The 22,975-nt window shown below is 63.2% G+C and carries 22 protein-coding genes and 1 tRNA gene; 11 read left to right on the top strand and 12 right to left on the bottom strand.

Annotated features, from left to right (window positions below; all coding sequences use genetic code 11):
* From RAD04_RS37820 to RAD04_RS37810, 3 genes are all read left to right on the top strand, one after another.
* The coding region (locus RAD04_RS37820; protein ID WP_461627849.1) for a biotin/lipoyl-containing protein at positions 1-1,003 on the top strand (1,003 nt) is incomplete at its 5' end.
* Between the two features lie 157 nt (positions 1,004-1,160).
* Positions 1,161-2,027 carry an isocitrate lyase/PEP mutase family protein gene (locus tag RAD04_RS37815; RefSeq protein ID WP_461627848.1) on the top strand — a complete coding sequence of 289 codons (867 nt, stop codon included), beginning with the start codon at positions 1,161-1,163 and terminating at the stop codon, positions 2,025-2,027.
* Entirely contained in the window at positions 2,024-2,323 is a 300-nt protein-coding gene (locus RAD04_RS37810) for an acylphosphatase (protein WP_461627847.1), read from the top strand. Before RAD04_RS37815 ends, RAD04_RS37810 begins: the two co-directional genes overlap by 4 nt.
* Before the next feature lie 11 nt (positions 2,324-2,334).
* Here the strand turns inward: RAD04_RS37810 and RAD04_RS37805 are convergent, their stop codons facing one another.
* The gene (locus RAD04_RS37805) at positions 2,335-3,855 is read right to left on the bottom strand and encodes an ATP-binding protein (protein ID WP_461627846.1); all 1,521 of its coding nucleotides are present in this window, start codon (positions 3,853-3,855) and stop codon (positions 2,335-2,337) included.
* Positions 3,856-3,999: 144 nt separating this feature from the next.
* Here RAD04_RS37805 and RAD04_RS37800 point away from each other — a divergent pair, with 144 nt between their 5' ends.
* From RAD04_RS37800 to RAD04_RS37790, 3 genes are read left to right on the top strand one after another with little or no spacing between them, the layout of a single operon-like run.
* On the top strand, positions 4,000-4,557 hold the full coding sequence (locus tag RAD04_RS37800; RefSeq protein WP_461627845.1) for a GbsR/MarR family transcriptional regulator: 558 nt from the start codon (positions 4,000-4,002) through the stop codon (positions 4,555-4,557).
* A 16-nt stretch (positions 4,558-4,573) separates the two neighbouring features.
* The gene (locus RAD04_RS37795; RefSeq protein ID WP_461627844.1) at positions 4,574-5,239 is read left to right on the top strand and encodes a DUF4166 domain-containing protein; all 666 of its coding nucleotides are present in this window, start codon (positions 4,574-4,576) and stop codon (positions 5,237-5,239) included.
* The gene (locus tag RAD04_RS37790) at positions 5,236-6,672 is read left to right on the top strand and encodes a TIGR01777 family oxidoreductase (RefSeq protein ID WP_461627843.1); all 1,437 of its coding nucleotides are present in this window, start codon (positions 5,236-5,238) and stop codon (positions 6,670-6,672) included. The genes RAD04_RS37795 and RAD04_RS37790 overlap by 4 nt, the downstream gene beginning before the upstream one ends.
* Positions 6,673-6,676: 4 nt before the next feature.
* On the opposite strand, the gene RAD04_RS37785 is transcribed toward RAD04_RS37790, so the two are convergent.
* On the bottom strand, positions 6,677-7,531 hold the full coding sequence (locus tag RAD04_RS37785) for a LysR family transcriptional regulator (protein ID WP_461627842.1): 855 nt from the start codon (positions 7,529-7,531) through the stop codon (positions 6,677-6,679).
* A gap of 113 nt (positions 7,532-7,644) precedes the next feature.
* Between RAD04_RS37785 and RAD04_RS37780 the strand changes: the two genes are divergently transcribed.
* Positions 7,645-8,067: a tautomerase family protein gene (locus RAD04_RS37780; protein WP_461627841.1), complete on the top strand. Its 423-nt coding sequence runs from the start codon at positions 7,645-7,647 to the stop codon at positions 8,065-8,067.
* A gap of 91 nt (positions 8,068-8,158) precedes the next feature.
* On the opposite strand, the gene lipB is transcribed toward RAD04_RS37780, so the two are convergent.
* Positions 8,159-8,896, bottom strand: a complete 738-nt coding sequence (gene lipB / locus RAD04_RS37775; protein ID WP_461627840.1) for a lipoyl(octanoyl) transferase LipB — start codon at positions 8,894-8,896, stop codon at positions 8,159-8,161.
* 95 nt (positions 8,897-8,991) lie between these two features.
* Here lipB and RAD04_RS37770 point away from each other — a divergent pair, with 95 nt between their 5' ends.
* Positions 8,992-9,234 (top strand): FliM/FliN family flagellar motor switch protein, encoded by a 243-nt coding sequence (locus RAD04_RS37770; protein ID WP_011088012.1) that lies wholly within the window; start codon positions 8,992-8,994, stop codon positions 9,232-9,234.
* A 217-nt stretch (positions 9,235-9,451) separates the two neighbouring features.
* Positions 9,452-9,536: transfer RNA gene (locus RAD04_RS37765), tRNA-Leu, on the top strand.
* A 159-nt stretch (positions 9,537-9,695) separates the two neighbouring features.
* Here RAD04_RS37765 and RAD04_RS37760 read toward each other — a convergent pair.
* The gene (locus RAD04_RS37760; RefSeq protein WP_461627839.1) at positions 9,696-13,088 is read right to left on the bottom strand and encodes an ATP-binding protein; all 3,393 of its coding nucleotides are present in this window, start codon (positions 13,086-13,088) and stop codon (positions 9,696-9,698) included.
* 223 nt (positions 13,089-13,311) lie between these two features.
* Positions 13,312-13,560, bottom strand: coding sequence for a hypothetical protein (locus RAD04_RS37755; protein ID WP_461627851.1), 249 nt, complete (start codon positions 13,558-13,560; stop codon positions 13,312-13,314).
* On the opposite strand from RAD04_RS37755, the gene RAD04_RS37750 reads away from it, so the two are divergent.
* Complete coding sequence (locus RAD04_RS37750; protein ID WP_461627838.1) at positions 13,499-14,488, top strand: formylglycine-generating enzyme family protein; 990 nt, start codon at positions 13,499-13,501, stop codon at positions 14,486-14,488. The genes RAD04_RS37755 and RAD04_RS37750 overlap by 62 nt on opposite strands.
* A 240-nt stretch (positions 14,489-14,728) precedes the next feature.
* Positions 14,729-17,071 carry an arylsulfatase gene (locus tag RAD04_RS37745; protein ID WP_461627837.1) on the top strand — a complete coding sequence of 781 codons (2,343 nt, stop codon included), beginning with the start codon at positions 14,729-14,731 and terminating at the stop codon, positions 17,069-17,071.
* A 93-nt stretch (positions 17,072-17,164) separates the two neighbouring features.
* On the opposite strand, the gene RAD04_RS37740 is transcribed toward RAD04_RS37745, so the two are convergent.
* The 7 genes from RAD04_RS37740 to RAD04_RS37710 all read right to left on the bottom strand — a co-directional run bounded on the left by RAD04_RS37740 (position 17,165) and on the right by RAD04_RS37710 (position 22,924).
* Positions 17,165-18,181: a SphA family protein gene (locus RAD04_RS37740; protein WP_461627836.1), complete on the bottom strand. Its 1,017-nt coding sequence runs from the start codon at positions 18,179-18,181 to the stop codon at positions 17,165-17,167.
* A gap of 429 nt (positions 18,182-18,610) precedes the next feature.
* A complete protein-coding gene (locus tag RAD04_RS37735; RefSeq protein WP_461627835.1) occupies positions 18,611-18,796 on the bottom strand; it encodes a hypothetical protein in 186 nt (61 codons plus the stop codon).
* Complete coding sequence (zigA, locus tag RAD04_RS37730) at positions 18,793-20,007, bottom strand: zinc metallochaperone GTPase ZigA (protein WP_461627834.1); 1,215 nt, start codon at positions 20,005-20,007, stop codon at positions 18,793-18,795. The genes RAD04_RS37735 and zigA overlap by 4 nt, the downstream gene beginning before the upstream one ends.
* A 250-nt stretch (positions 20,008-20,257) precedes the next feature.
* Positions 20,258-21,079, bottom strand: a complete 822-nt coding sequence (locus RAD04_RS37725; RefSeq protein WP_461627833.1) for a DUF2182 domain-containing protein — start codon at positions 21,077-21,079, stop codon at positions 20,258-20,260.
* Positions 21,080-21,128: 49 nt separating this feature from the next.
* Positions 21,129-21,758: a DUF1326 domain-containing protein gene (locus tag RAD04_RS37720; protein ID WP_461627832.1), complete on the bottom strand. Its 630-nt coding sequence runs from the start codon at positions 21,756-21,758 to the stop codon at positions 21,129-21,131.
* 226 nt (positions 21,759-21,984) lie between these two features.
* Positions 21,985-22,551, bottom strand: coding sequence for a type II toxin-antitoxin system VapC family toxin (locus RAD04_RS37715; RefSeq protein WP_461627831.1), 567 nt, complete (start codon positions 22,549-22,551; stop codon positions 21,985-21,987).
* Between the two features lies 1 nt (position 22,552).
* Positions 22,553-22,924 (bottom strand): hypothetical protein, encoded by a 372-nt coding sequence (locus tag RAD04_RS37710; RefSeq protein WP_461627830.1) that lies wholly within the window; start codon positions 22,922-22,924, stop codon positions 22,553-22,555.
* Positions 22,925-22,975: the final 51 nt, after the last annotated feature.

Genomic DNA, 22,975 nt, shown 5'->3' with positions numbered 1-22,975 from the left:
CCTCTACGCCGAAGACCCGTTCCGCAACTTCCTGCCCTCGATCGGGCGGCTCGTGAAGTATCGCCCGCCGGCGGAAGTGAGCCACGACGGCATCACCATCCGCAACGATACCGGCGTCCAGGAGGGCGGCGAGATCTCGATCCATTACGATCCGATGATCGCAAAACTCGTCACGCATGCGCCCTCGCGCGCGGCTGCGATCGAGGCGCAGGCGACCGCGCTGGATTCGTTCTATGTCGACGGCATCAGGCACAACATCCCGTTCCTGTCGGCGCTGATGCATCATCCGCGCTGGCGCGAGGGACGGCTCTCGACCGGCTTCATCGCCGAGGAATTTCCCAAGGGCTTTGCGGTGCGCGTGCCCGAAGGCGAGGTCGCCCGGCGGATTGCCGCGGTCGGCGCCGCCATCGATCATGTGTTAGGGGAGCGCAAGCGCCAGATTTCCGGCCAGCTGGGCGGCCGCGTCGTGCAGCGCGAGCGGCGCCGCGCGGTCTGGCTCGACCGCCAGGAGATCCAGCTCGAGGTCGGACGCGAAAGCGAGGCGATCGCGGTGCGCTTCATCGACGCCGAGGGCAAGGCTGGCAATTCGCATCTGCTGGCCTCACCATGGAAACCGGGCGATCCGGTCTGGCAGGGCACCATCGACGGCCACTTCGTCGCGGTGCAGGCGCGGCCGATCCCGAACGGCATCCGCCTCGCGCATCAGGGCGTCGAGGTCCCCGTCTATGTCTGGACCGAAGCGGAAGCGACCTCGGCGCGGCTGATGCCGGTGACGACGGCCTCCGACACCGGCAAGAAGCTGCTGTGCCCGATGCCCGGGCTCATCGTCTCGATCGCGGTGACCGAGGGGCAGGAGGTCAAGGCCGGCGAGACGCTCGCGGTGGTCGAAGCCATGAAGATGCAGAACGTGCTGCGCGCCGAGCAGGACGGCACCGTGAAGAAGGTTCACGCCAGCGCCGGTGCGACGCTGGCGGTGGACGCGCTGATTCTGGAGTTTGCGTAAGTGTGAGTGGGCCCGGTGGGGCCACAAACGCCGTCATTGCGAGGAGCGTAGCGACGAAGCAATCCAGACTGCTTCCGCGGATGCATTTCTGGATTGCTTCGCTTCGCTCGCAATGACGGAGTATGCTGCGGCTCCGTGACCTAACCGAGACAGCACCATGGCCTTTCGTTCCCGCCGCGAGAAACTGCGCCTCATCCTGTCGGGCTCGGCCTGCATCCATCCCGGCTCGGTCTATGACGCGATCTCGATCCGCATCGCCGAGGATCTCGGCTTTCCGCTTGGCATGTTCGGCGGCTCGGTCGCCTCGCTCGCGGTGCTCGGCGATCCCGATGTTACGCTGATCACGCTCACCGAGCTTGCCGAGCAGATGCGGCGGATGTCGCGCGCCGCAGCGCTGCCGGTGCTGGTCGATGCCGATCACGGCTATGGCAATGCGCTCAATGTGCGCCGCACGGTGCAGGAGCTGGAGACTGCTGGCGCCGCAGGCCTCACCATCGAGGACACGCTGCTGCCGGCCGCCTTCGGTGAGGCGAAGACGCAGCTGATCCCGCTGGAGGAAGGCGTCGGCAAGATGAAGGCGGCGCTCGATGGCCGCAGCGATCCTTCGCTGGTCATCATGGGCCGCACGGGAGCAGCCTCGATCACCTCGATCGAGGACGCGATCCGCCGCGCGCAGGCCTATGAGGCGACTGGTGTCGACGCGCTGTTCTTCACCGGCATCAAGTCGCGCGCGGAGCTCGAGGCCGTCGCGTCCGCCACGCGCCTGCCGATCGTGCTCGGTGGTGCGCCGGAGGAGCTGAGTGCGCTCGACTATCTCGCCAGCCAGCGTGTGCGTATCGCGCTTCAGGGCCACGCGCCGATCGCGGCTGCGACGCAAGCCGTGTATGAAACGCAGAAAGCGCTGCGCGAGGGCACGGCGCCGAAGGCACTGAGAGGTCTGGCATCATCCGACCTGACCAACCGCGTCATGCGCGAGGCCGACGTCAAGGCGCGAGGCGCTGACCTTCTCGGGCTAAAAACATGAGCCGGGCGATCCTCCAGGTGATGATCCGCGGCCGCGTCCAGGGCGTCGGCTACCGGGCGTGGGTCGAGTACCAGGCGACTGCGAGCGGCCTCGAAGGCTGGGTCCGCAACCGCCGCGACGGCTGCGTCGAAGCGCTGTTCGCGGGAGCGCCAAAGCACGTCGCCGACATGGTCGCGCTATGCCGCCACGGCCCGCCGTCCTCCCGCGTGGACAGCGTGACGAGCGAGACCGCCAGCACCGATGAATTGAACCTGCGCAGGGCAGGGGAAGCGTTCTCGGTGTTGCCGACGGTGTAGGTAGTTTAGCCTCACCTTGGCAGCTTGGCGATCGCCTCGCTCAGCTCGTGGATCTCGTACGGCTTGCGCAGGATCGGGAAATCGCCGCGCACGCCGGCGGCGACGTCGCTATAGCCGGTGGCGAGCAGGATCGGCAGGCCAGGGCGGATCTGACGGAGGCGATGGGCGAGGCTGAGCCCGTCCATCTTGCCGGGCATGACGATGTCCGAGAACACGAAGTCGACGCCGTTATTCTCGATCTCGCGCAAGGCGGCTTCGGCGTCGGCGACCCGGCGGACGTGGTAGCCCAGCTGCTCCAGAAGACCGATGCTGACCAGCGCAACGTCGGGATTGTCCTCGACCAGCAGCACCGTGCCGCTGCCTTGGAAGGATGGCCCTCCAGCCGCCTCTCGCGGTGGCGTGTCTTCTCCGCGCGGCAGCAGGATGGTGAACGTCGTGCCCTTGCCGAGCTCGCTTGCGACCTTCACCGTGCCGCCGGCCTGATGGGCGAAGCCGTGCACTTGGGACAGGCCGAGGCCGGTGCCCTTTCCGATCGGCTTGGTGGTGAAGAATGGCTCGAAGACCTTGTCGAGAACGTCGGAGGGAATGCCGAGCCCGGTATCGGTGACGTCGATTGCGACGAAGTCGCCGGCAAGCGGCGCCTCGTCCAGCACGACATTGTGCGCGCCGATCGTCACCGTGCCCCCGTCGGGCATCGCGTCGCGGGCGTTGATGACGAGGTTGAGCAGCGCGGTCTCGAGCTCGGAGGCGTCGGTCTTGACCGGCCAGACATCGTGGCCGATGTCGAAGGCCAGGCGTACGGAACTGCCGACGCCGGCATCGAGCACCTCGCGGATCTCCGCGATGCGTTCGGCGAAATCGATCGCCTGCGGATTGACGCTCTGGCGCCGCGCGAAGGTGAGGAGCTGGTTGGTGAGCGCCGCGCCGCGCTTGGTGGCGGTCTCGATCGCCGAGATCGCGCGCTGAAGTTTGGCCGGGTCGTCGGCGCCCCGCTTCAGCATGTGCAGGCTGCCGCTGATGATCATCAGGAGGTTGTTGAAGTCGTGCGCGACCCCGCCGGTGAGCTGCCCCAGCGCATCGAACTTCTGGGACTCGGCGAGCTGCTTCTGCATCGCCTCGAGCTTGAGCTGGGTATTGCGGCGTTCTGTGATGTCGCGTGTGATCTTGGCGAAGCCGACGAGGACGCCGTCCTCGTAGATCGGGTCGATCACGACGCTTGCCCAGAAGAAGGTGCCGTCCTTGCGGACGCGCCAGCCTTCCTCCTCATAGCGGCCCTTTTCCCTGGCGATGCCGAGCGCGCGGGCCGGCTTGCCGTTGGCACGGTCGGTCTCGGTGTAGAAGCGGGAGAAATGCTGGCCGAGGATCTCCCCGGGCGAATAGCCCTTGATGCGCTCGCCGCCGATATTCCAGCTGGTGATGATCCCCCTGGGATCGAGCATGTAGAGCGCGTAGTCCGCAACTCCCTCAACCAACAGTCGGAAACTGCGCTCGCTCTCGAACAAGTCTCGCTGTTGACTGAACTTTCCGATCATTCCGGGACCCTGCCTCGACGGGAGCAAACGCCACAGGAAGCGGATGGTTCCCTGAAGTTGGGACATTTTTAGGCAGATATCCCGCACCCGTACACGGGACCAAGCCCGCTTGACAAGGGGACGTTATCGGCAGATATTTCTGTAATGACAGAAATAACCGGAAAGAAGAAACTCCCCGCCGCCGTCGAGCGCTTCATCCTGCATTGGGGCGACATGGGGGACGAGTGGGGCGTCAATCGCTCGGTCAGCCAGATTCACGGGCTGCTCTATCTCACCGAGGCGCCGATGACGGCGGAGGACATCGCCGACACGCTCGGCATGGCACGCTCGAACGTCTCCAACTCGCTCAAGGAGCTGCTTGCCTGGAACCTGATCCGGCGGGCGCCGATCCTCGGTGACCGCCGCGACCATTACGAGGCCGAGACCGACATCTGGGAGGTCGCCGCCAGAATAGCGGCGCGGCGCAAGGAGCGGGAGCTCGATCCGGCGATTGCGGCGCTCAGGGCCTGCGTGTCCGATGCCGCCGGCGATCCGACCATCAATCCGGTCGCCGCCAAGCGGCTGAAGGAGATGCTCGCCTTCACCGAGCTCGCCGATCACTGGTTCATGCAGATGTTGAAGGTGCCGCGGCCGCGGCTGGTCGCCTTGATGCGGCTTGGCGAGAAGATCGTCAGCCTGCTGCCGCTGGGCAAGGCCAAATAGCGCTGAGGAGGGTGCGATGACGTCGGCTCGATTATCAGGCTCCAACGCATCGACCTCCGCTCACACCAAACTGCTCGACGACCGCCGCTTCCGTGCGCTGCTGTCGGACGAGGATTGGGGCCGCCTGCCGCTCGCGACCTGGCGGCGTTTCTCCAAACGCGTCGCGGACGGCGAGAGCGTCGTCTATGTCGGCGTGGTCGACGAGGTCTCCTTCAGCGAGGTCGGCTGGTGGTTCGCGCAGGCAGCAAAGCTGATCGGCGGGCCGCTGCCAACCGGCCGTGACACCGGTGTCCCCATGATCGTCACCGTGACCGAGGACGGCACGACCGGCGGTCAGACCTGGACCCGCATCTGCGCGCGCAAGCGCGGCTTTCCGCACGTGATCCATTCCGCCAAGCGTTTTGCCGGTCCGACCGGGCTCGAGGAATATGTCGGCTTCGGCGTCTCGATGGCGCTCCGCACCGCGGTCGAGGACCAGACGCTGATCTTCCGCAGCGCCGGTTATGGGCTCCAGCTCGGACGCCTGTGGATCCCCTTGCCGCGCTGGCTCACGCCGGGCGATCTCACGGTGACGCACCGCGACCTCGGCGACGGCGCATTCCGCTTCACCCTCGATGTCATTCATCCACGTTACGGCGCGCTGATCCACCAGTCCGCCACCTTCAGGGAGGCCGTATCATGACGCCGCTGTTGTGGACGCTCATCGCCATCCAGATCGTGATGGGCGTGTTCGATACCTTCTATCACCACGAATTCACCGAGCGCCTGGCCTGGCGAGTGTCGCAGCGCTTCGAGCTGAAGCTGCACGGCATCCGCAACATGCTCTATGCGTTGCTGTTCCTCGTGCTCGGCTGGCTCGAGGTCTATGGATTGCTGGCGCTGCTGATCGTCGTGGTGCTGGTCGCCGAGATCGTCATCACCCTGATGGATTTCGTCGAGGAAGATCTGAGCCGGAAACTGCCGCCGAGCGAGCGCATCAACCACACGCTGCTCGCGATCAATTGCGGTGCCATTCTCGTGCTGCTGTTGCCGGTGCTGACCGATTGGGCGATGCAGCCCTTCGGCGTGAGCGTCATGAGCCAGGGCCTGCTCAGCATCGCCGCGACCGCCTGCGCGGTAGGTGCCGCGCTCTGCGGCCTCAGGGATCTTGCGGCGATGCGCCGGCTCCGCCGCATGCGCAGCGTTCCCGCCGAAGGGCTTGTCGAAAAGCTCCCCGGCCGCAAGACCGTGCTGATAACAGGTGCCACCGGCTTCATCGGCAGTCGCCTCGCGGCGAGTCTTGGCGGGGCCGGGCATCACGTCATCGCGCTGATCCGCAATCCCGCGAAGGCGGAAATGCTGCCGCCACCGGTCACGCTGATCACCAGCCTCGATCAGCTCGCCGCGGACACGCCAATCGACGCCATCGTCAATCTCGCCGGCGAGCCGATCGGCAACGGCTTGTGGACCGAGGCGAAGCGCGCGAAGATTCTTGGCTCCCGCATCGACATGACCGGCGAAATCGTCAAACTGATCGCGCGGCTCGATCGCAAGCCCGAGGTGCTGGTCAGCGGCTCCGCGATCGGCTGGTACGGATTGTGGGCCGACCAGGTGCTGACGGAGTCAGCCAAGTCGCACGCCTGTTTCAGCCACGAGCTCTGCGCGGCGTGGGAGACGGCGGCGCGGCCGGCGGAAGAGCTTGGCGTGCGCGTGGTCTGTTTGCGCATCGGCCTCGTGCTCGGCACGGACGGCGGCTTCGTCACGCGGATGCTGACGCCGTTCGAGTTCGGCCTCGGTGGTCCCATCGGCACCGGGCGGCAGTGGATGTCCTGGATCGAGCGCGACGATTTGATCCGGCTGATCGCCTATGTAATGGCAACGCCTGATCTGTCGGGGCCTGTCAACGCCACCGCGCCGATCCCCGTCACCAACGCAAAATTCACCGAGGAGCTCGGCCGCCGCCTGCATCGGCCCGCGATCTTCCGCATTCCTGGCGGCTTGTTGCGCCGGATCGGCGGCGGCGTTGCCGACGAGCTCCTGCTCGGCGGTCAGCGCGTGCTGCCGAACAAGGCGCTGAGCCGCGGCTTTGTGTTCAAGCACGAAACGCTGCGCAGCGCGTTCGAGGCGATTCTGTGAGACATCAGGTGGCCGCCACGCTCCGGAACGTCGCCGCCACCGCACGCAGTGCCGCAAGCTTGGCGGGATCGCTGACCTTCGAATGCAGCATCACCTTCGAGCTGCCGAGTGTTGGAAGCTTGTGCGCGGGTCCGATGTCGACCAGCCCGGGCGGCGCGATCCGCCGCGCGAGCGGCGCGATCGCAAGCCCCGCGAGCGCAGCTGCGACCACCGCGGTGACGCCGCCGCCGACGAAGCGCTCGCGCCAGGCGAGGCCGGCCTTGTCGAGCGCGCGCACGGCGATGGCGCGGACGCCGCAGGGCGGGGCGAGGGTCGCAAGCGGCAGCGCTTCGCCCTTCGGCAGGATGAAGCGCCGTGACGCGAACCAGCCGAACTCGTCCTCGGTCAGCTTCTCGCCGCCGCGGCGGCTGCCTTCCTGGCGGACGATCACAGCGTCCAGCTCGCCGGCGTCATAGGCATCCTGCATCTCGCGCGAGAAGCCGATGGTGACGGCGAGGGTGAGATTTGCCGACATCGCGTGCAGGCGTTCCAGCAGCGGCACCAGCTCGGGGCCGGCGGCGTGATCGGAGATGCCGAGCGAGAGCGATTGCGCGGCCGGGGCCTCACCCGACAGCGCGCGGTCATGCGCCGCCATCAACGCGCGGGCGCGTTCGAGGAAGCTGGCGCCCTCGGCTGTGAGCCGGACCGCGCGCGGCGAGCGCTCGACGAGGCGTTTTGCCAGCAGCGTCTCCAGCCGCTGCAGCTTCAGGCTAACGGCGGCCTGCGTCGTTCCTAGCGCCTCCGCAGCGCGGGTGAAGCTCTGGAGGTCGGCGACCAGCAGGAAGGCCTTGATCGTGGCGATGTCGAGGGTGGCTGTCATTATGGATCATTATCACTGGTATCAACAGAGATAAGATACCAAAATGATGGGGGGAGGTCTAGCTTCTCACCAACGCCGCGCAAATCCCGCGCTGCATCTTGAGGAGAGCCACCATGCCGCTGATCACCGTGTCCTACACTTCGTCCCGCCAGTTACCCTCGCTGAAGGCCGAGATCGCCAACGCCGTGTCCGAGCTCACCGCAAAAATCCTGCACAAGGATCCCAAGGTGACTGCCATCATCGTGAAGTCGGTCGAGGCCGGTGACTGGTTCGCCGGCGGCAAGTCGCTCGCCGAGCAGAAGCTCGCCAGCTACTGGATCGACATCCACGTCACCGAAGGCACCAACACCAAGGACGAGAAGGCCGCTTATCTTGCCGCCATGTTCAAGCGCATGGCCGAGATTCTGGGGCCGCTGCATCCCGAGACCTATCTGCATGTCGACGAGGTCAAGGGCGATGCCTACGGTTTCGGCGGCCTCACCCAGGAACGCCGCTACATCGCCGGTAAGCTCGACGTGTCGCTGCAGGCGGCGTGAGGCTGCAAGCCGCGGGTGAGCCATCTCACCCGCGGCCTGATCGTCAGCTTGCGGTGCGGAACTGAACTTCGGAATTGTTCAGGAAGCAATGCTAGGCGGCCGCTTCCGGCACCAACGCTTTGGTCGGCCCGAACAGCTCCTCGAACGCCTGCCGAAGCGCGATGTCGACGTCAGCCATGGTCACGAGCTGGCCGAGATCGACCAGAGAGGTGACGCCGTAGCGGGGATCGACCACGCCGCAAGGCACGATGCCGGTGAAATGCGACAGCTCCGGCTCGACATTGATGGCGATGCCGTGGAACGAGACCCAGCGCTTCAGCCGCACGCCGATCGCCGCGATCTTGTCCTCGTAACCTTCGCCCTTGTCGGGCCGCCTGACCCAGACGCCGACCCGATCCTCACGCCGCTCGCCGCGGACGTTGAAGGCGGCGAGCGTGCGCAGAATCAGCTCCTCCAGGCTCGCGACATAGGCCCGGACGTCCGGCCGGCGCCGCTTGAGGTCGAGCATGACATAGGCCACCCGCTGGCCCGGCCCGTGATAGGTGAGCTGCCCGCCGCGCCCGGTGGCGAAGATGGGGAATCGGGGATCGAGCAGGTCGGCTTCCTTGCCCGAGGTGCCGGAGGTGTAGAGCGGGGGGTGTTCGAGCAGCCAGACCAGCTCCCGGGCCTCGCCCGCTGCAATCGCGGCGACCCGGGCTTCCATCTCGGCCACCGCCTCCGGATAGAGCACCGGCGCGTCCGAGATTCGCCACTCCACGGGCTGGCCATGGGACGCCGAAAACGACGTCAAATCCAGCTCTTGGCGCGGGTTTTGGGGCAAATTAACCATTGGCTAACCATAACGTGGTGATCATTGCAGGCGCAAATGCCAAGGCCTTGTTCCAAGTCCTTGGTCCTTAGTCCCTGGTTGCGGCGGTCCTGACAGTGCCCACTCTCGATAAAGTCACCGTGGATCTCATGGTCGTCCTCGGGACGACCACGATGCCGATCCATCAAGTATTACGTCTTTCCCGCGGCGCCATCATCGAGCTCGACGCAACCGAGGCCGACGAGGTCAAGGTTTTGGCCAATAATCTGCCGGTCGCCTCCGGCGTCGTGCTGGTCGACCGCAACCGGATCGCGGTCGAGGTCAAGCAGATGCTGCCGCGCACGCCGGGGACCCGATAGGGCCCGGGCACCCGGTCGCGGCCCGGACACGGGCACCGTCCTGGGCACAGTAGCGGCCGGGACCTGCGGCAAGGCCCGATTCGAGGGAAGGCCGGGAACTTTCCTGCAAAGCTGTGGAATTCAGGGCCTTTGCAGGCTTGTACCCCTCTGATGGATTTGTTAGATCGGCGCCGTTGATCCGGCCGGCCCCTTCAGGCCTCAAGCCGGCATCCCCAAAGCGCTCGTGGCGGAATTGGTAGACGCGCTGCCTTGAGGTGGCAGTGAGTAAAATCGTGGGGGTTCGAGTCCCTCCGAGCGCACCAAATGGCGTAAGTGATTGATACGAAAAAGCCTTCGCAATCCGCTATTTCCGCAATGTTACCCGCATCGATCGTTGGTGCTTCGTTCCGCTGAGTGTTCTTTCCCAGGAATTCGGTTGTTCGGTGGCCCGCGGCTGTTCCGTCAGCTCGCATGAGATCTGTCTAAGACCGGCAAGGATCGGCGCATCCAAGCTCGGTGAGCAGAGCGTTTGCCCGCTTCAAGTCCAAGGTGTCGAAGCCTTCGGTGAACCAGCCGAAGACCGGAGCGAGAAGCTGTTTGGCGTCTTCCAGTTTTCCTTGATCGCGCCATAGGCGCGCCAGGCTGGTGGCCGCGCGCAACTCCCAGGATTTCGCTTGCTGTCCGCGGGCGATTGCAAGGGCCTGCTCGAAATGGGATTGGGCCTTCGCCGCATCCGGCTCGGAAGGCATCAGCGAAATTTCGCCGGCGATGCGGTGAAGTTCGGCCTCGTACCATTGTTCCTTTGTTGCTTCGACCAGGGTCATGGCCTCTGCAACGGTGCTCCACGCATCATCGAATTGGCCAACCTCAGCATAGGCCCTCGCCAGATGGGAAAGCCAAACCGGGAGGTAAATGGTCGTGCCTGTTGATCGTAGCGCGAGGATCGAGGCAGTGAATATACCGAGTGCATCCGAGGCGTTGCCTGTCGAGACCAGGACAGCTGCACGACGCAACACTCCGGCGCTCTTCCAGAAGATCGAACCCTTCTCTTCAGCCAGTTGGATGAGTTCGTCAGATAGATTCTTCGCTGCCACGTAGTCACCATTGAGGAGTTTGGTGAGGCATACAGGAGCCAGCGCCAACATTAATGTACTGGCGTGACCGGTGTCGCGGGCGTGATTGAGCGCTCGTTCTGCATCCAGGATCGCAGCCTCACGATAACCAAGCGCCCACTGCGCTCGCGATCGATAAAGCAATGCAGCCTGCCTGATATCCTGACTGCGACGTCGGGCAGTCTCGCGATGTTCAAGGGGATCGTAGAGCGCAATCGTCCGCAAGTGTGCCAAACCTTGCGCGAAGTTTCCCATTTCCACCAAAGCGACACCGAAGCGGCAATGGGCGAATACGATTGGGAGCGTGTCCTTCTGTTTCTCGGCAAGCGCCAACAGCCGTGCGGCGCTCTCACAAGCCCGGTCGCCATTGAACGCAGTGAGGTATGTTCCGCTCAAGGTACTAAGCGCCATGAACAGCAGCAGTGGATCCTCGGGAGCTTCCCCGAGTGCTTCAGCCTGTTCGATGAGCAGGATGGTCCGCTCGGCAGCCGCCTTGACTTCCGGAGCACCTTGTCCTTTGACATGTTGGAGCGGATAGAGCAGTGCAACTCGTAGCTTGATCTCTTCGCGACGAAGCCGCGGTGTAGCAGGCAAGGTCGCAATCTGAGCAAGCGCGCGCATGAGCTGCTCGAGGGCCTCAACGAGCGCGGAGTGCTGGATTGAACGCAATCCAGCCTTGCCCCAAAGGGCAGCAGCTGTATCGATCAACCCGGCCTCGGTGTAGTGCCTTGCGAGAAGATCCGGTTGCGCATCTGCGACGTCGGCAAGCTGGCTCTGCAGTGCCTCCGCAATGCGAGCATGGAGTGCGCGTTTTGGCTCTCGTAGCAGAGTGCCATAGGCCGCATCCTGGACCAGCGCATGCTTGAAAAAATAGGTTGCGTGCGGCGGTATGCCACGGCGGAACAGCAAACCGGCTTGGATCAGACGGTCGAGTGAAGAAGAGAGGTTCGCCTCCGGCTGGTGCACCACCGCCGCCAATAGCGCGTGCGAAAATTCTCGGCCTATCGCGGCGCCGACCTGCGCCAGTTCCTTTGCCGGGCCGAGCCTGTCGAGCCTGGCCATCAGGGACGCCTGCAAGCTTGCGGGGACCGCCAGCGCCGGCACCGGAATTGCGGCGACCATCTGCCTTGCCTGCACTTCGCTTCCGGCCTCCAGCACCGCCTTCGTCATCTCTTCCACAAACAGGGGAATGCCATCTGTTCGCTCGACAATGTCGTTTCTGATATTTGTTGGTAGTCGATTGTTGCCGAGGACGCGGTCAATCAGCGAGTTGACGTCGCGACCTGCCAGCCGATTGAGCGCCAAGGCTGTTACGTGCGGTTGTCCGACCCACGGTGCCGCGAATTCTGGCCGGAACGTCACGATCATGAGCACGCGAAGAGCCGTGATCCGGTCTATGACGCGACCGAGCACTTCCAGGCTCGTGGGATCACTCCAATGTGCATCCTCGAAAATCATCAAGACTGGACTGGAGCGCGCCAACGCTTCGATCTGGCCGCCAAGTGCCTCCAACGTTTTCTGCCGGCGCTGTTCGGGAGCAGGATCCAGCGCAGGATAGCGTCCGTCATTGGGGAGCGACAGCAACTCGGCCAGCAGCGCGGCGTCGAGCTTGGACGTCGAGGTCTGCGCGAGTATGGCATCGAGCTTGTCAAGCTTCGTCTGCAAAGTATCGCCGCGCGTAAACCCGGCGACGCGTTCGAAATGTCCAATGATCGGATAAAAAGCGCGGTCTGTGTGCTGCGGCGAGCAGAAATTGCGTAATCGCGTGTGCGGCTCGGATGCGAGAATTTCCATCAAAGCGGCGGTGAGCCTGGATTTGCCTAGGCCAGGCTCACCGGACAGCAAGACCACCTGGCCTTCGCCGGCCTTGGCTTTTGCCCAGCGCCTCTGCAGCAATTCAAGCTCTTCTTCGCGTCCGACCAGCGGAGTCGGGCCGCCAGGATGCATTGCCTCGAAGCGGCTCTCGACGGAACTTGCCCGCAGCACCGCGAAGGCTTTCACTCGCCCGGCAATCCCCTTGAGTCCCTTTGGCTCGAACTCTCGCAGCTCGAAAAGATTGCCGAGAAGGCTGCGCGTGGCCTCGGCAATCACGACCGTATTTGGTTCAGCGCCTCCTTGAAGGCGTGCTGCAAGATTCGGCGTCTCGCCGACGATGCCGCATTCCTGTGCCTGGCCGGATCCGACAAGGTCTCCAACCACGACCAGACCGGTGGCGGCTCCGACCCGCACCTGTAGGGGTTCAGGAGCTGCGAGCGTTGCGACCGCATCGATCATGGCGAGCCCGGCCCGAACCGCACGCTCGGCGTCATCCTCGTGCGCAACCGGATAGCCGAAATAGGCAAGCACTCCATCGCCCAGGAATTTTGCGACATATCCGCCGAAGCGGCGCACCGTTTCGGCGACGCATGTCTGATAGGCTGAAATGATATCGCGCAGGTCTTCCGGGTCCATGCGAACGGAAAGTGCGGTCGAACCCACTAGGTCCGAGAACATCACCGTGACGTGGCGGCGCTCGGCGGTATCTGGGGCGGCTTCGTTGCTATCCGCCATGCTTTCGGGAAACTGTGCCGATCCGCGGCCGTCACCGCGCAACACAGCGATGGCATCGAGCAGCTTGCGGCGATGCCCGACGGAGTGGACACCAAGATCCTTCAGGTCCTCGGCTGTCAAGCTCGGCAGGACCGCGCCGTCGATCTCGTGTTCGCGAAACACCGCCTCATAGCGTTCGAGGCCGAGCTTCCGCAGCCAACCTCCGACCTCCATGGCGAAGCCTCTCGTTCGCCTACCGCTTCCATGATCCCCCTGAGGAGTTGGCCTGTCCAGATGCCGCTGTCCGGCAACCGGACGGAGCCTAACGATCGCGCGCCCATTTTGGGCAGCGGAGCTTGATGTAGGTCAATTGCCAGCCCATACCACGGCACAAGCTCGCCCAAGTTGCGATGGCCTCCTCGACCCTTTGGCGCCGCTCGCATTCAGCGCATTTGCCTCAAACTAAGACGAGGCAACTGGGAAAGAAGAACTGACGTAGCTCCTCACGAATGCCGCTTTGGGGCTGGAATAGGGAGCGCAAAATGCTGCCGATGCTGAACGCCATCAATCGCCACAGGCAGAGGTCATTCACGCCGATCTTGCTTGTCGCGGCGTGCCCGTAGCGGCCGCGCGTGGATTTCGCGATGTTGCGAGCAGGGACCGAACTGAGCAGGCCGAGGCCGGACGATATCAAGGCCGATGACATGGTCTGGATCCCCGGCGGCACGTTCCGCATGGGCTCGAACCGCCATTATCCGGAGGAAGCGCCGGTTCATCGCGCCACGGTGGCCGGCTTCTGGATGGACCGCACGCCGGTGACGAACCGTCAGTTCAAGGCATTCGTCAACGCGACCGGGCACGTTACGACGGCGCAAATTCCGCCAGACCCGGAGCAATATCCAGGCGCACTTCCGCACATGATCTACGCGGGCTCGCTGGTGTTTGTGCCGCCGCGCCGGGTCACGAACCTGTCCGACTGGAGCCGGTGGTGGGCCTTTCTGAAAGATGCCAATTGGCGGCATCCGCGCGGTCCGAAGAGCAATCTCGTGGGCTTGGACGATCATCCGGTCGTGCACGTCACGTATGCCGATGCATCGGCCTATGCGAAATGGGCGGACAAGGATCTGCCGACCGAAGCGGAGTGGGAGTTCGCCGCGCGGGGCGGACTTGATGGTGAGGACTACGCCTGGGGCAATGCGTTGACGCCTGGCGGCGCGCAAATGGCAAACATCTGGCAGGGCAATTTCCCGGTTCAGAACCTCTGCGGGGACGGCTATGAGAGCACCTCGCCCGTAACAGCCTTCCCGCCGAACGGCTACGGCCTCTACGACATGATCGGCAATGTCTGGGAATGGACCTCCGACTGGTGGTCGGCGAAGCACGAAGCCGACGCCGCAAAGCCGTGCTGTGTTCCGTTCAACCCCCGCGGCGGTCCAGAGACCGCGAGCTTTGATCCGTGTCAGCCCGCGGTGCGCATGCCCCGTAAAGTCTTGAAGGGCGGCTCGCATCTCTGCGCTCCGAACTATTGCCGCCGCTACCGACCGGCCGCGCGTCACGCGGAGGCGGTCGACACGTCGACGAGCCACGTCGGCTTCCGCTGCGTGGCGAGGGAACCAGAGAGGTTTGCCGAATGAAGTAAAGCTTTCGTACCAAGGGAGAACAGCATCATGAGCAATGACAATTCGGATCAGAACCGGAAGTCAGGAAAGCCGAACAACGGCGCAGAAGGGCATGTAGGTAGCCCACGCTCAAGGATCAGCCGACGCAACATCCTGCTAGCGACAACGGCAGCAGGTGCGGCAGCCGCACTTCCAAGGTCGCCAACGATTGTCTCGACGGCGGCCGCGCAGGGTACGACGACCACAGGCGTCGGCGTGGGTGGCCCGCCACCCCTCAAGAAGCCGTTCAAGGGCACCATGAAGCTCGATATTCGCGAGTCGAAGCCGGACTGGGATCCGTTCATACCGGCGCGGGCTCCTGAAGGCTCTCCCAACATCCTGGTCGTACTTTATGACGACACAGGCCTCGCCAGCTGGTCGCCGTTCGGCGGACGTATCAACATGCCGACGCTGCAGAAGCTTGCGGACAATGGCCTCATGTATTCGCAGTGGCACACGACGGCACTGTGCTCGCCGACGCGCTCCACATTCCTGACCGGGCGCAATCATCATCTCAACGGTTGTTCGACGATCACCGAAACTGCGCAAGGGTTCCCTGGTGCCAACGGCCGCATTCCCGATGCGTGCGCTACCATCGGCCAGGTTCTCCAGGACTCCGGCTGGAGCACGATGTGGATCGGCAAGAACCACAACGTTCCGGAAAACGATGTCGCGCCGGGGGCCACGCGCTCGCAATGGCCGCTGAACAAGGGGTTCGACCGCTATTACGGATTCCTCGGCGGCGAGACCAACCAGTGGTACCCCGATCTCGTCGAGGACAACAGGTTCATTGATCCGCCCTACACGCCGGAGGAAGGCTATCACCTGTCGAAGGACCTCGCCGACCAGGCGTTGCAGATGATCCGAGACCAGAAGGCGAGCAATCCTTCGAAGCCGTGGTTCATGTGGTTCTGCCCCGGTGCGAACCACGCCCCGCACCATGCCCCCAAGGAGTACATCGCCAAGTACAAGGGCAAGTTCGACGAAGGCTATGAAGCCTATCGCGAATGGGTGCTGCCGCGGATGATTGAAAAGGGCCTGTTGCCCAAGGACACCAAGCTCACGCCGATTAATCCGATGCCCAAGGAGATTGCCGAGCCCAATGACGCGGTGCGGCCGTGGGCGGCGCTGAATGCGGACGAGAAGCAATTGTTCTCGCACATGGCCGAGGTCTGGGCCGGATTCTCGGAATACACTGATGCCCAGGTTGGCCGCATCATCGATTACCTGGAGCAGAGCAAGCAGCTCGAGAACACCATCGTGTTCTATTGCGCCGACAACGGCACCTCGGGCGAAGGCAGCCCCAGCGGCTCGGTCAACGAGAACAAGCTGTTCAACAACTACCCCGATGAGTTGTCGGAGAACATGAAGTATCTCGAGGTTCTTGGCAGCCCGGAAACCTACAATCACTTCCCGACCGGTTGGGCCGTAGCGTTCTCGACGCCCTTCCAGATGTTCAAGCGCTATTCGCAATTTGCCGGCGGCACGTGCTGCCCGCTGGTGATCTCATGGCCGAAGGGCATCAAGGCGAAAGGCGAGGTGCGCAACCAGTACCATCACTCCACCGACATTGTGCCGACCATCCTCGATTGCTGCGGGCTGGAGATGCCCAAGGTCTATCGTGGTGTCGAGCAGTACCCGTTGTCGGGCGTCTCCATGCGCTACACGTTCGACAGTCAGGATGCGCCGACGCAGAAGAAGCGGCAGTACTACGCCATGTTCGGTACGCGCGGCATCTGGGAAGACGGCTGGAAGGCCTCCGCTCTGCACGTGACGTACTATGGTCATGGAAAGTTCGACCAGGACCAGTGGGAACTCTTCCACGTCGACGCCGACCGCTCCGAATCAACTGACCTCGCCAAGCAGAACCCGGACAAGCTCCAGGCGCTGATCAAGGTGTGGTTCGATGAGGCGAACAGGAACTACGTGCTGCCGCTCGATGATCGAAGCCCCGCGGAAATCCTCGGCTCGGAGCGGCCGAGCGAAGAGAAGCCTCGCGCGCGCTACGTCTACTATCCCGGAACATCGGCCGTTCCGGAGGGCGTCGCGGTCAGCGTCCGCGGTCGTTCGTACAAGATCATTGCGGACGTCGACATCACCGATGCGAATGCATCGGGCGTGATCTTCGCGCATGGCTCGCGCTTCGGCGGCCACACCTTGTTCATCAAGGACAGGAAGCTGCACTACGTCTACAACTTCCTTGGCATCAAGCCGGAGCAGAAGCTCGTCTCCGAGGAGCTCACGCCAGGCAAGCACACGCTCGGCATGGAGTTCATCCGCGAAAAAGCCGGTCCAAAAGGCGAATCGCTCGGCAAGACGACGCTTTACGTGAACGACAAGGCGGTCGCGCAAGGCGATATGCGCGTGCAGTCGGGCAAGTTCACGCTGTCCGGTGATGGCCTCTGCATCGGGCGGGACAGCGGCGATGCGGTAAGCCAGGAGTACAAGACGCCCGGTACGTTCACGGGCGGCACGATCCTGGGTGTCGCGGTGGATGTGAGCCCCGAGGTCTATCTGGATCTGGAAAAGGAAGCGGCGCGGGCGATGAAGCGCGCCTGACCGAGCGCGTTCGGAAAGCAGCCGCCGGGTGCCAACGGCCCGACGGCTGTCGATGCCTCCGCGAGACGAGCCATCCGGCGATGGCGGTCGGGGCTAGGGCGCCTTTACGTGCCGGGACACGCGCGGCGTCGTGGGCTGAGGAGCGGCCGGCGCGAAGCTCAGGGTCATCAAGACCGTACTGGACTTGGCACGGTTCTCGGTGAAGATATCCCAATAGCCGCGCAGGTTCAGATAGCCCTGATATCCTTGGCCGGCAGCAAAAATAAATCCGATCTGCGGGCCGACGCCGACCGCGCTGCCCTTGAAGTCGCCGAGCCTTGCACCCGCGCCGCTGTCGCCGGTGAGCTGCTGATAGGCATAGCCGACGAAGCCGGCATGGACGGACTTGCCGATAAATTGCGACATACCCCAGTCGACATGGAAGTCGATGCCATTCTGATATTGCAGCGCAGAGTTGATCCTGTTGTAGGTAAATCCCCCGACCACGGAGAATTCGCGCCCGGTTTGCGGATTGAGATAGGTGTAGCCTGCGCCGGCATCGACGGCGACGTGGCCAGCGCTCAGATTGGCAAGACGGGTCGAGTCATAGGTGCCGCTCGGGATATTGCCCATGAGGTAGACCATGTAATTGTCGACGCCGTGATTCCATTTCAGGGTGCCGAGATAGTAGACGTCCGCCCATGTGGTTCGGCTGTCGTTGACCGTGCCCGAAATCTGGTTACCGAACGGCCCCGTCAGCGTGGCATTCACGCCGACCCCGACATGTCCGGGCACGCCGAGCGCTGCGAGCGTGAGCTGTCCGCCCAGCACTGGCGTTTCGAATGTATAGGCCGGCATGAATGCGACGGCATCGGCTCGCGCATACAGGCCGGTGACAACGGATGCATTCTGTTGCAGCTGCTTCCCCGAGCCGGCCACGAGCTCGTAGTGGAGATAGATGTTGGTCATGCTCCAGCCGGGCTGGCCGGGCACGGCGGCGAGACTGCCCATCATGCCCGGCAACCAAAAACCTACGCCGGCAAGGTCGGCACGCGCAGCAGCTGGCGACAGCACGATCGCGGCCAGTATCGCAGCGCCTGCTGCCTGCCGAGAGATTTCGTTCCTGATCATGGCAACCCCTCGCTTGAGGTCGTCGACACAGTCTAGGAGAACGACAGTCCGTTAGCTTGCCAGTATTATGATCGTGGATGCGGCAGCTTCTACTTTCCTGCCAGCGTGACAAAATCATCACGAATTATGACCGACGCAGGGTATTGGAACCGGCGCCAAGTGTTCAAGCGACAAGTGTTCAAGCGACATGGCATCTTCACAAGGCGTCGTCAGCAAGGGGGCAAACCGCGATCCGATGGGGAAGGGCGGCTTTTTGGCGCCGCGCGGAAAGGCTGATCGCAGCTGGAAAAGCGGGCCGCGACTTGTTGCCAGCTAGGGGGCACCTGAAAGGCACTTTGAGCGCGGAAGCGCACTCTTGTTCTTTGCCCTCTCGGCAAGTATTGAAATCGCGCCAATGCGAACGCCCTCCGAGCGCACCACCTTCATCCCTTATTGTTGTTTGGGCTGGATTTCGGCGGTCGCTTCGTGTGCCGCCCATTGATCTGACGGATCATGCGCGCAGCCGCCGGCAGGGATATCCGGCGGGAAGATGCTGTCGTAGATCGCACGCGCCTCGCGGATGAGGCGCTGCCGCTCGAGTTCGGATTTCGAGGCGAAGCGGACGATTTTGGTCATTCGCGTTCCAAAACTTCGTTCGCGCGTCGCCAGACCGGAAACGGGTCTGCGAGCTTGGCCCATTCCGCGACGTTCATGGCCGGCTTGCCCGGGACAAGGCAGGCGTCCAGGCGTGCGCGGAGCGCGCTCTCGTCCATGCCCGCGCCGATGAACACGATTTCCTGGCGACGATCGCCATAGACGTCGTTCCAGTTCGCGCGCAACCGCTTGCGCCAGAACGGGTCGTCCGGCCAGCGTTCCGCAGGCGCGCTCGCCCACCAGAATCCAAGGGCCTCGGTGCGCGTGATCGCGCCGGCCTGGCTGATCTCGCCCAGCCATTGCGGGCGCGTCGCCAGCCAGAAATGTCCCTTGGCGCGAATGACGCCGGGCCAGGGCTCTCGCACGAACTTGTCGAACTTTTCGGGATCGAACGGCCGGCGCGCGCGATAGACGAAGCTGCTCACGCCGTACTCCTCCGTCTCCGGCACGTGATCGGCAAAGCCGTAGAGTTCCTTGAACCAGAGCGGATGCGCTTGCGCCTTTTCGAAGTCGAACCGCCCGGTGTCGAGAATGCGATCGAAGGCGACCCGGCTGTGGTTGGCTTCGATCAGCTCCGCTTCCGGATTAAGCGCGCGGATGATCTTTCGCGCTGCTTCGCGTTGTGTCGGCGAGGCGTCATCGACCTTGTTGAGCACGATCACGTCGGCAAATTCGATCTGCTCGACGAGGAGATCGACCAGCGTGCGCTTGTCGTTCGCCAGCGCTTCGCCGCGTTGCTCCAGGAAATCCGTCGATGAATAATCCCTCAGTAGATTCACCGCGTCGACCACGGTGACCATGGTGTCGTGGCGTGCCACGTCGGAGAGGCTTTCGCCGTCCTCGGCACGGAAGTCGAAGGTCGCTGCAACCGGGAGCGGCTCGGAGATGCCGGTGGATTCGATCAGCAGATAATCGAACCGGTCGTTTTCGGCGAGGGCGCGCACCTCCTTCAGGAGGTCGTCGCGCAGCGTGCAGCAGATGCACCCGTTGGTCATCTCGACGAGCTTCTCGTCAGTCCTGGACAGGTTCGCACCGCCACCACGGACCAGATCCGCATCGATGTTCACCTCGCTCATGTCGTTGACGATCACCGCCACTTTCAGGCCGTGCCGGTTGTTCAGGACGTGGTTCAGCAAAGTGGTCTTTCCAGCCCCGAGGAAGCCGGACAAGACGGTGACGGGGAGTTTTTGCATGGAGATCGAACAGTCTTTTCAAGGGGATAGAGTGACGATTGGGCATCGGGACCAGATATGTAATGTTATAACATTACATTCATTGTCGGCGTCCTCGTCAAGCCGTTTTGCGGTTCAGCTGAAGTTACGAACGTTCAAGTGATTGTTCTTTGCCCTGTGGGAGCGGTCGGGGCAGCCAAAATGCCGGACAGCGGTGCGCCCGAAGAACGGGGGGCGTAGAAATCGAACTGAACGTCAAGCAGGTTGCAGATCACTGCGGCAAGAACACCAGCAGCCAGGCGCCCGCGGCCACACATGCGATGCCGGCAGCGCGCGCGATCCATCGTCCGACCGGCGTAACTTTTTCCAGGAGGACAAGCAGCGCTAAAACCGCAATCCAGAGCACGTTCATCACGCCGCCCACGAACAACAGCGCCATCAAAACCCAGCAGCAGCCGACACAATAGCCTCCGTGTCGAAGTCCCAGCAGCAGGCAGCCGCGCGGGTCGCTGCGAAAGCCGCCATGGCGCATCAGGAACAGAAACGGCGACTGGCATTGGGCGAGACAGATGTCCTTCAGCGGTGTCCATTGATAGAGACCCGCCGCGACCAGCACGATGGCGCCGAGCAAGTTGCTTGCGAGCGCCATCCGGGAGTCCAGCAAGGTGGCTCGCTCGACCGCCCATTGGAGAATGGTGGCTGCCAGCGAAAAGCCGCACCAGGCGAGGAGATAGCCGGCGGCAAACCAGCCGGTCGCGGCGAACGGCTTGCCCTGTGCTTTGCCGTGTCGGCCTACGCGGGCGTACATCAGGATCATGGGCGCGGCCGAGGGGGCCATCATTCCGATCATCATCACCGCCCACATTAGGAGCACGTAGGCGAATTCGAACGTTCGCCACGGCTCGCTCGTCGGCAGCATGATTCCGATCCCGGCCGGGATCATGCGGAATCCGGTCATGTCCATGCCGCCCATGTCCATGTCGTTGGCGAGCCAGAGCACATAGCTCCATGCCAGTGCGACCATGACGCCGATCGCGCCGCCAACGATCCAGCGATCGCGACGCAGCACGGTTTCCAGTGGGCTGTCCATCATTTGCGATCGAATTGGCGGCCCTGACGCAGGCCGGTATCGGAAGTTTACATCACGCGTGGTTCGACCAGCGGATCGGCGCATAGAGGCCGTTCCTGCCGGAATTATCCCAGCGCATGCCATGATCGCTAAAAGTATTGCCGGGCGCGCCGACGGCCATCACCATGGCATCGGGGCTGACCGGATGGCCGATGTTCGCCCACATCTCCCCGCTCGGATGCATGGTTGGCAGCGGATCGACGGACATGTGCAGGATGCCGGGGATTTCCGCGGATCGCGTCTTGCCGTCGATCCGGAACGTGATCGGGACCTTGCGCACCCCCAGGTTCTTGCTGATCAGCGGCGCGAAGGCAGCCATCGGACCGCCGGCACCGCCGGTGAAGATCGCAGCCAGTGCCTCGGTCTGCTCATCGCTGGCGCGCTGATCAATATAGGCGGCCACCGACCAATCTCCGTCTGCCATGACCCCAGGTGCGTGGAGGACGACGAGCACATTCAGCCCATCGAGCGCGATAGCGCCATAGCGGCCGCTCTCGATGTGGAAGATCAACGGTACGTTGCAGAAGCCCTCGGTCGGTCGCGCGGTCAACGGGGGCGCCGCCGACACCAGGCAGGGACACACGATGCTGCAACTGCAATTCTCGAAATAGTCACCGGAAAGGTGCCATGGGACATCCGCCATTGCTCGCTCCCGCCAGGCCGAACCCGATAGATGCTTTCGAATGAGCTACGTAGAGTTGAAAACTACGCCTCGTGGGACGACGCAGCAAGCCGTTTCGACAATTGAAATATGTCGAGGAAGGCGCAGATAGTGGCCAGGTAGATGATTCGGTAAGCGCCGGACGCCTGACGTATCCTGATCTCGCGAACGCCGGGGCCCGTTCAACCAGGCCGATCTAAGCTGGAGTTCATTTCGCGCGGTAGAACAGCGCGCGTCCTTCTGGAATGAGCTGGAGTAGAATATCGTAGTCGCCGACGTTCGCGGTCAGAACAACTAGGCCCAGCTTTTGCGCTTGAAGGAATAGCACGCAATCCTGGAGCGCGCGAAGCTTAGCGTCCTTCTCGTAGCCTTGGAGACGGCAGAGTATCCCCGACAGCAGCGCAGCGCGTCCGAGGACCTCGGTGTCCGGCGCAAAGATGCGATGTGGTGGCATTGCTCTGATCTGCTTGCCGATCACTTCAATAACACCAGCGGTTCGCGCGTCGGATGGATCCAATACGCCGACCGTGTGCATCAGTTCCTGGATGGCGACAGTCGAATGATTGACCTGTCGCTGCGCGATCAGATCGTCCAGGAGTTTTGGCGAACGACCTTGCATCTGATCGATGTACACGGAAGTATCGAGCAGGAGTCCTTGTCCACCGATTGAATTCGGATCGACGAACGGCAGCTCGTTGTCTCTTCGTCGTGCCAGGGTTCTTTGCGGATCGAAGCGCGCCCACCGCCGGGCAGCGTCGAAATCCAACTCCGCCACCCTAAAAGCCAAGCTTCAGCTTCGGGTCGACCTTGGCGCGAGACTCCTTGAACGCGTCTGCGAAGTTATCCTCAAGCGCGACCGTCGCCAGCGCAAACTCGATCAAGTCTGTATCCGTCTTGATGCCCGTCTGCCGTTTGGCCTGCCTCACCAAGGCTGGGCTCACCCTGCCGCCGATACGGCCGCCTTTTTCGCTCAGGAGGCCCGACTTTTCCGCCGCCCGCATAACCGCCTCGAACCGCGCCTTGCTCACGACAAGCCGGCCCGTCGTTGCCTCCCGATGAAGAGCCTTCTGCACCCAGCTACCCTTGGCCGCGCCAGCCGCTCGCTTGCTCTGGCGCGTTGGGGATTTACTTGCTGATCCTTTTGTCATGGCAATTTGCCCATGTTCGACAAAATGTATTTTTGTCTAACACGGTGGGTC

This window comes from Bradyrhizobium sp. 25ACV (genome assembly GCF_054863005.1).
This window is presented reverse-complemented; position numbering and strand designations above follow the sequence as displayed.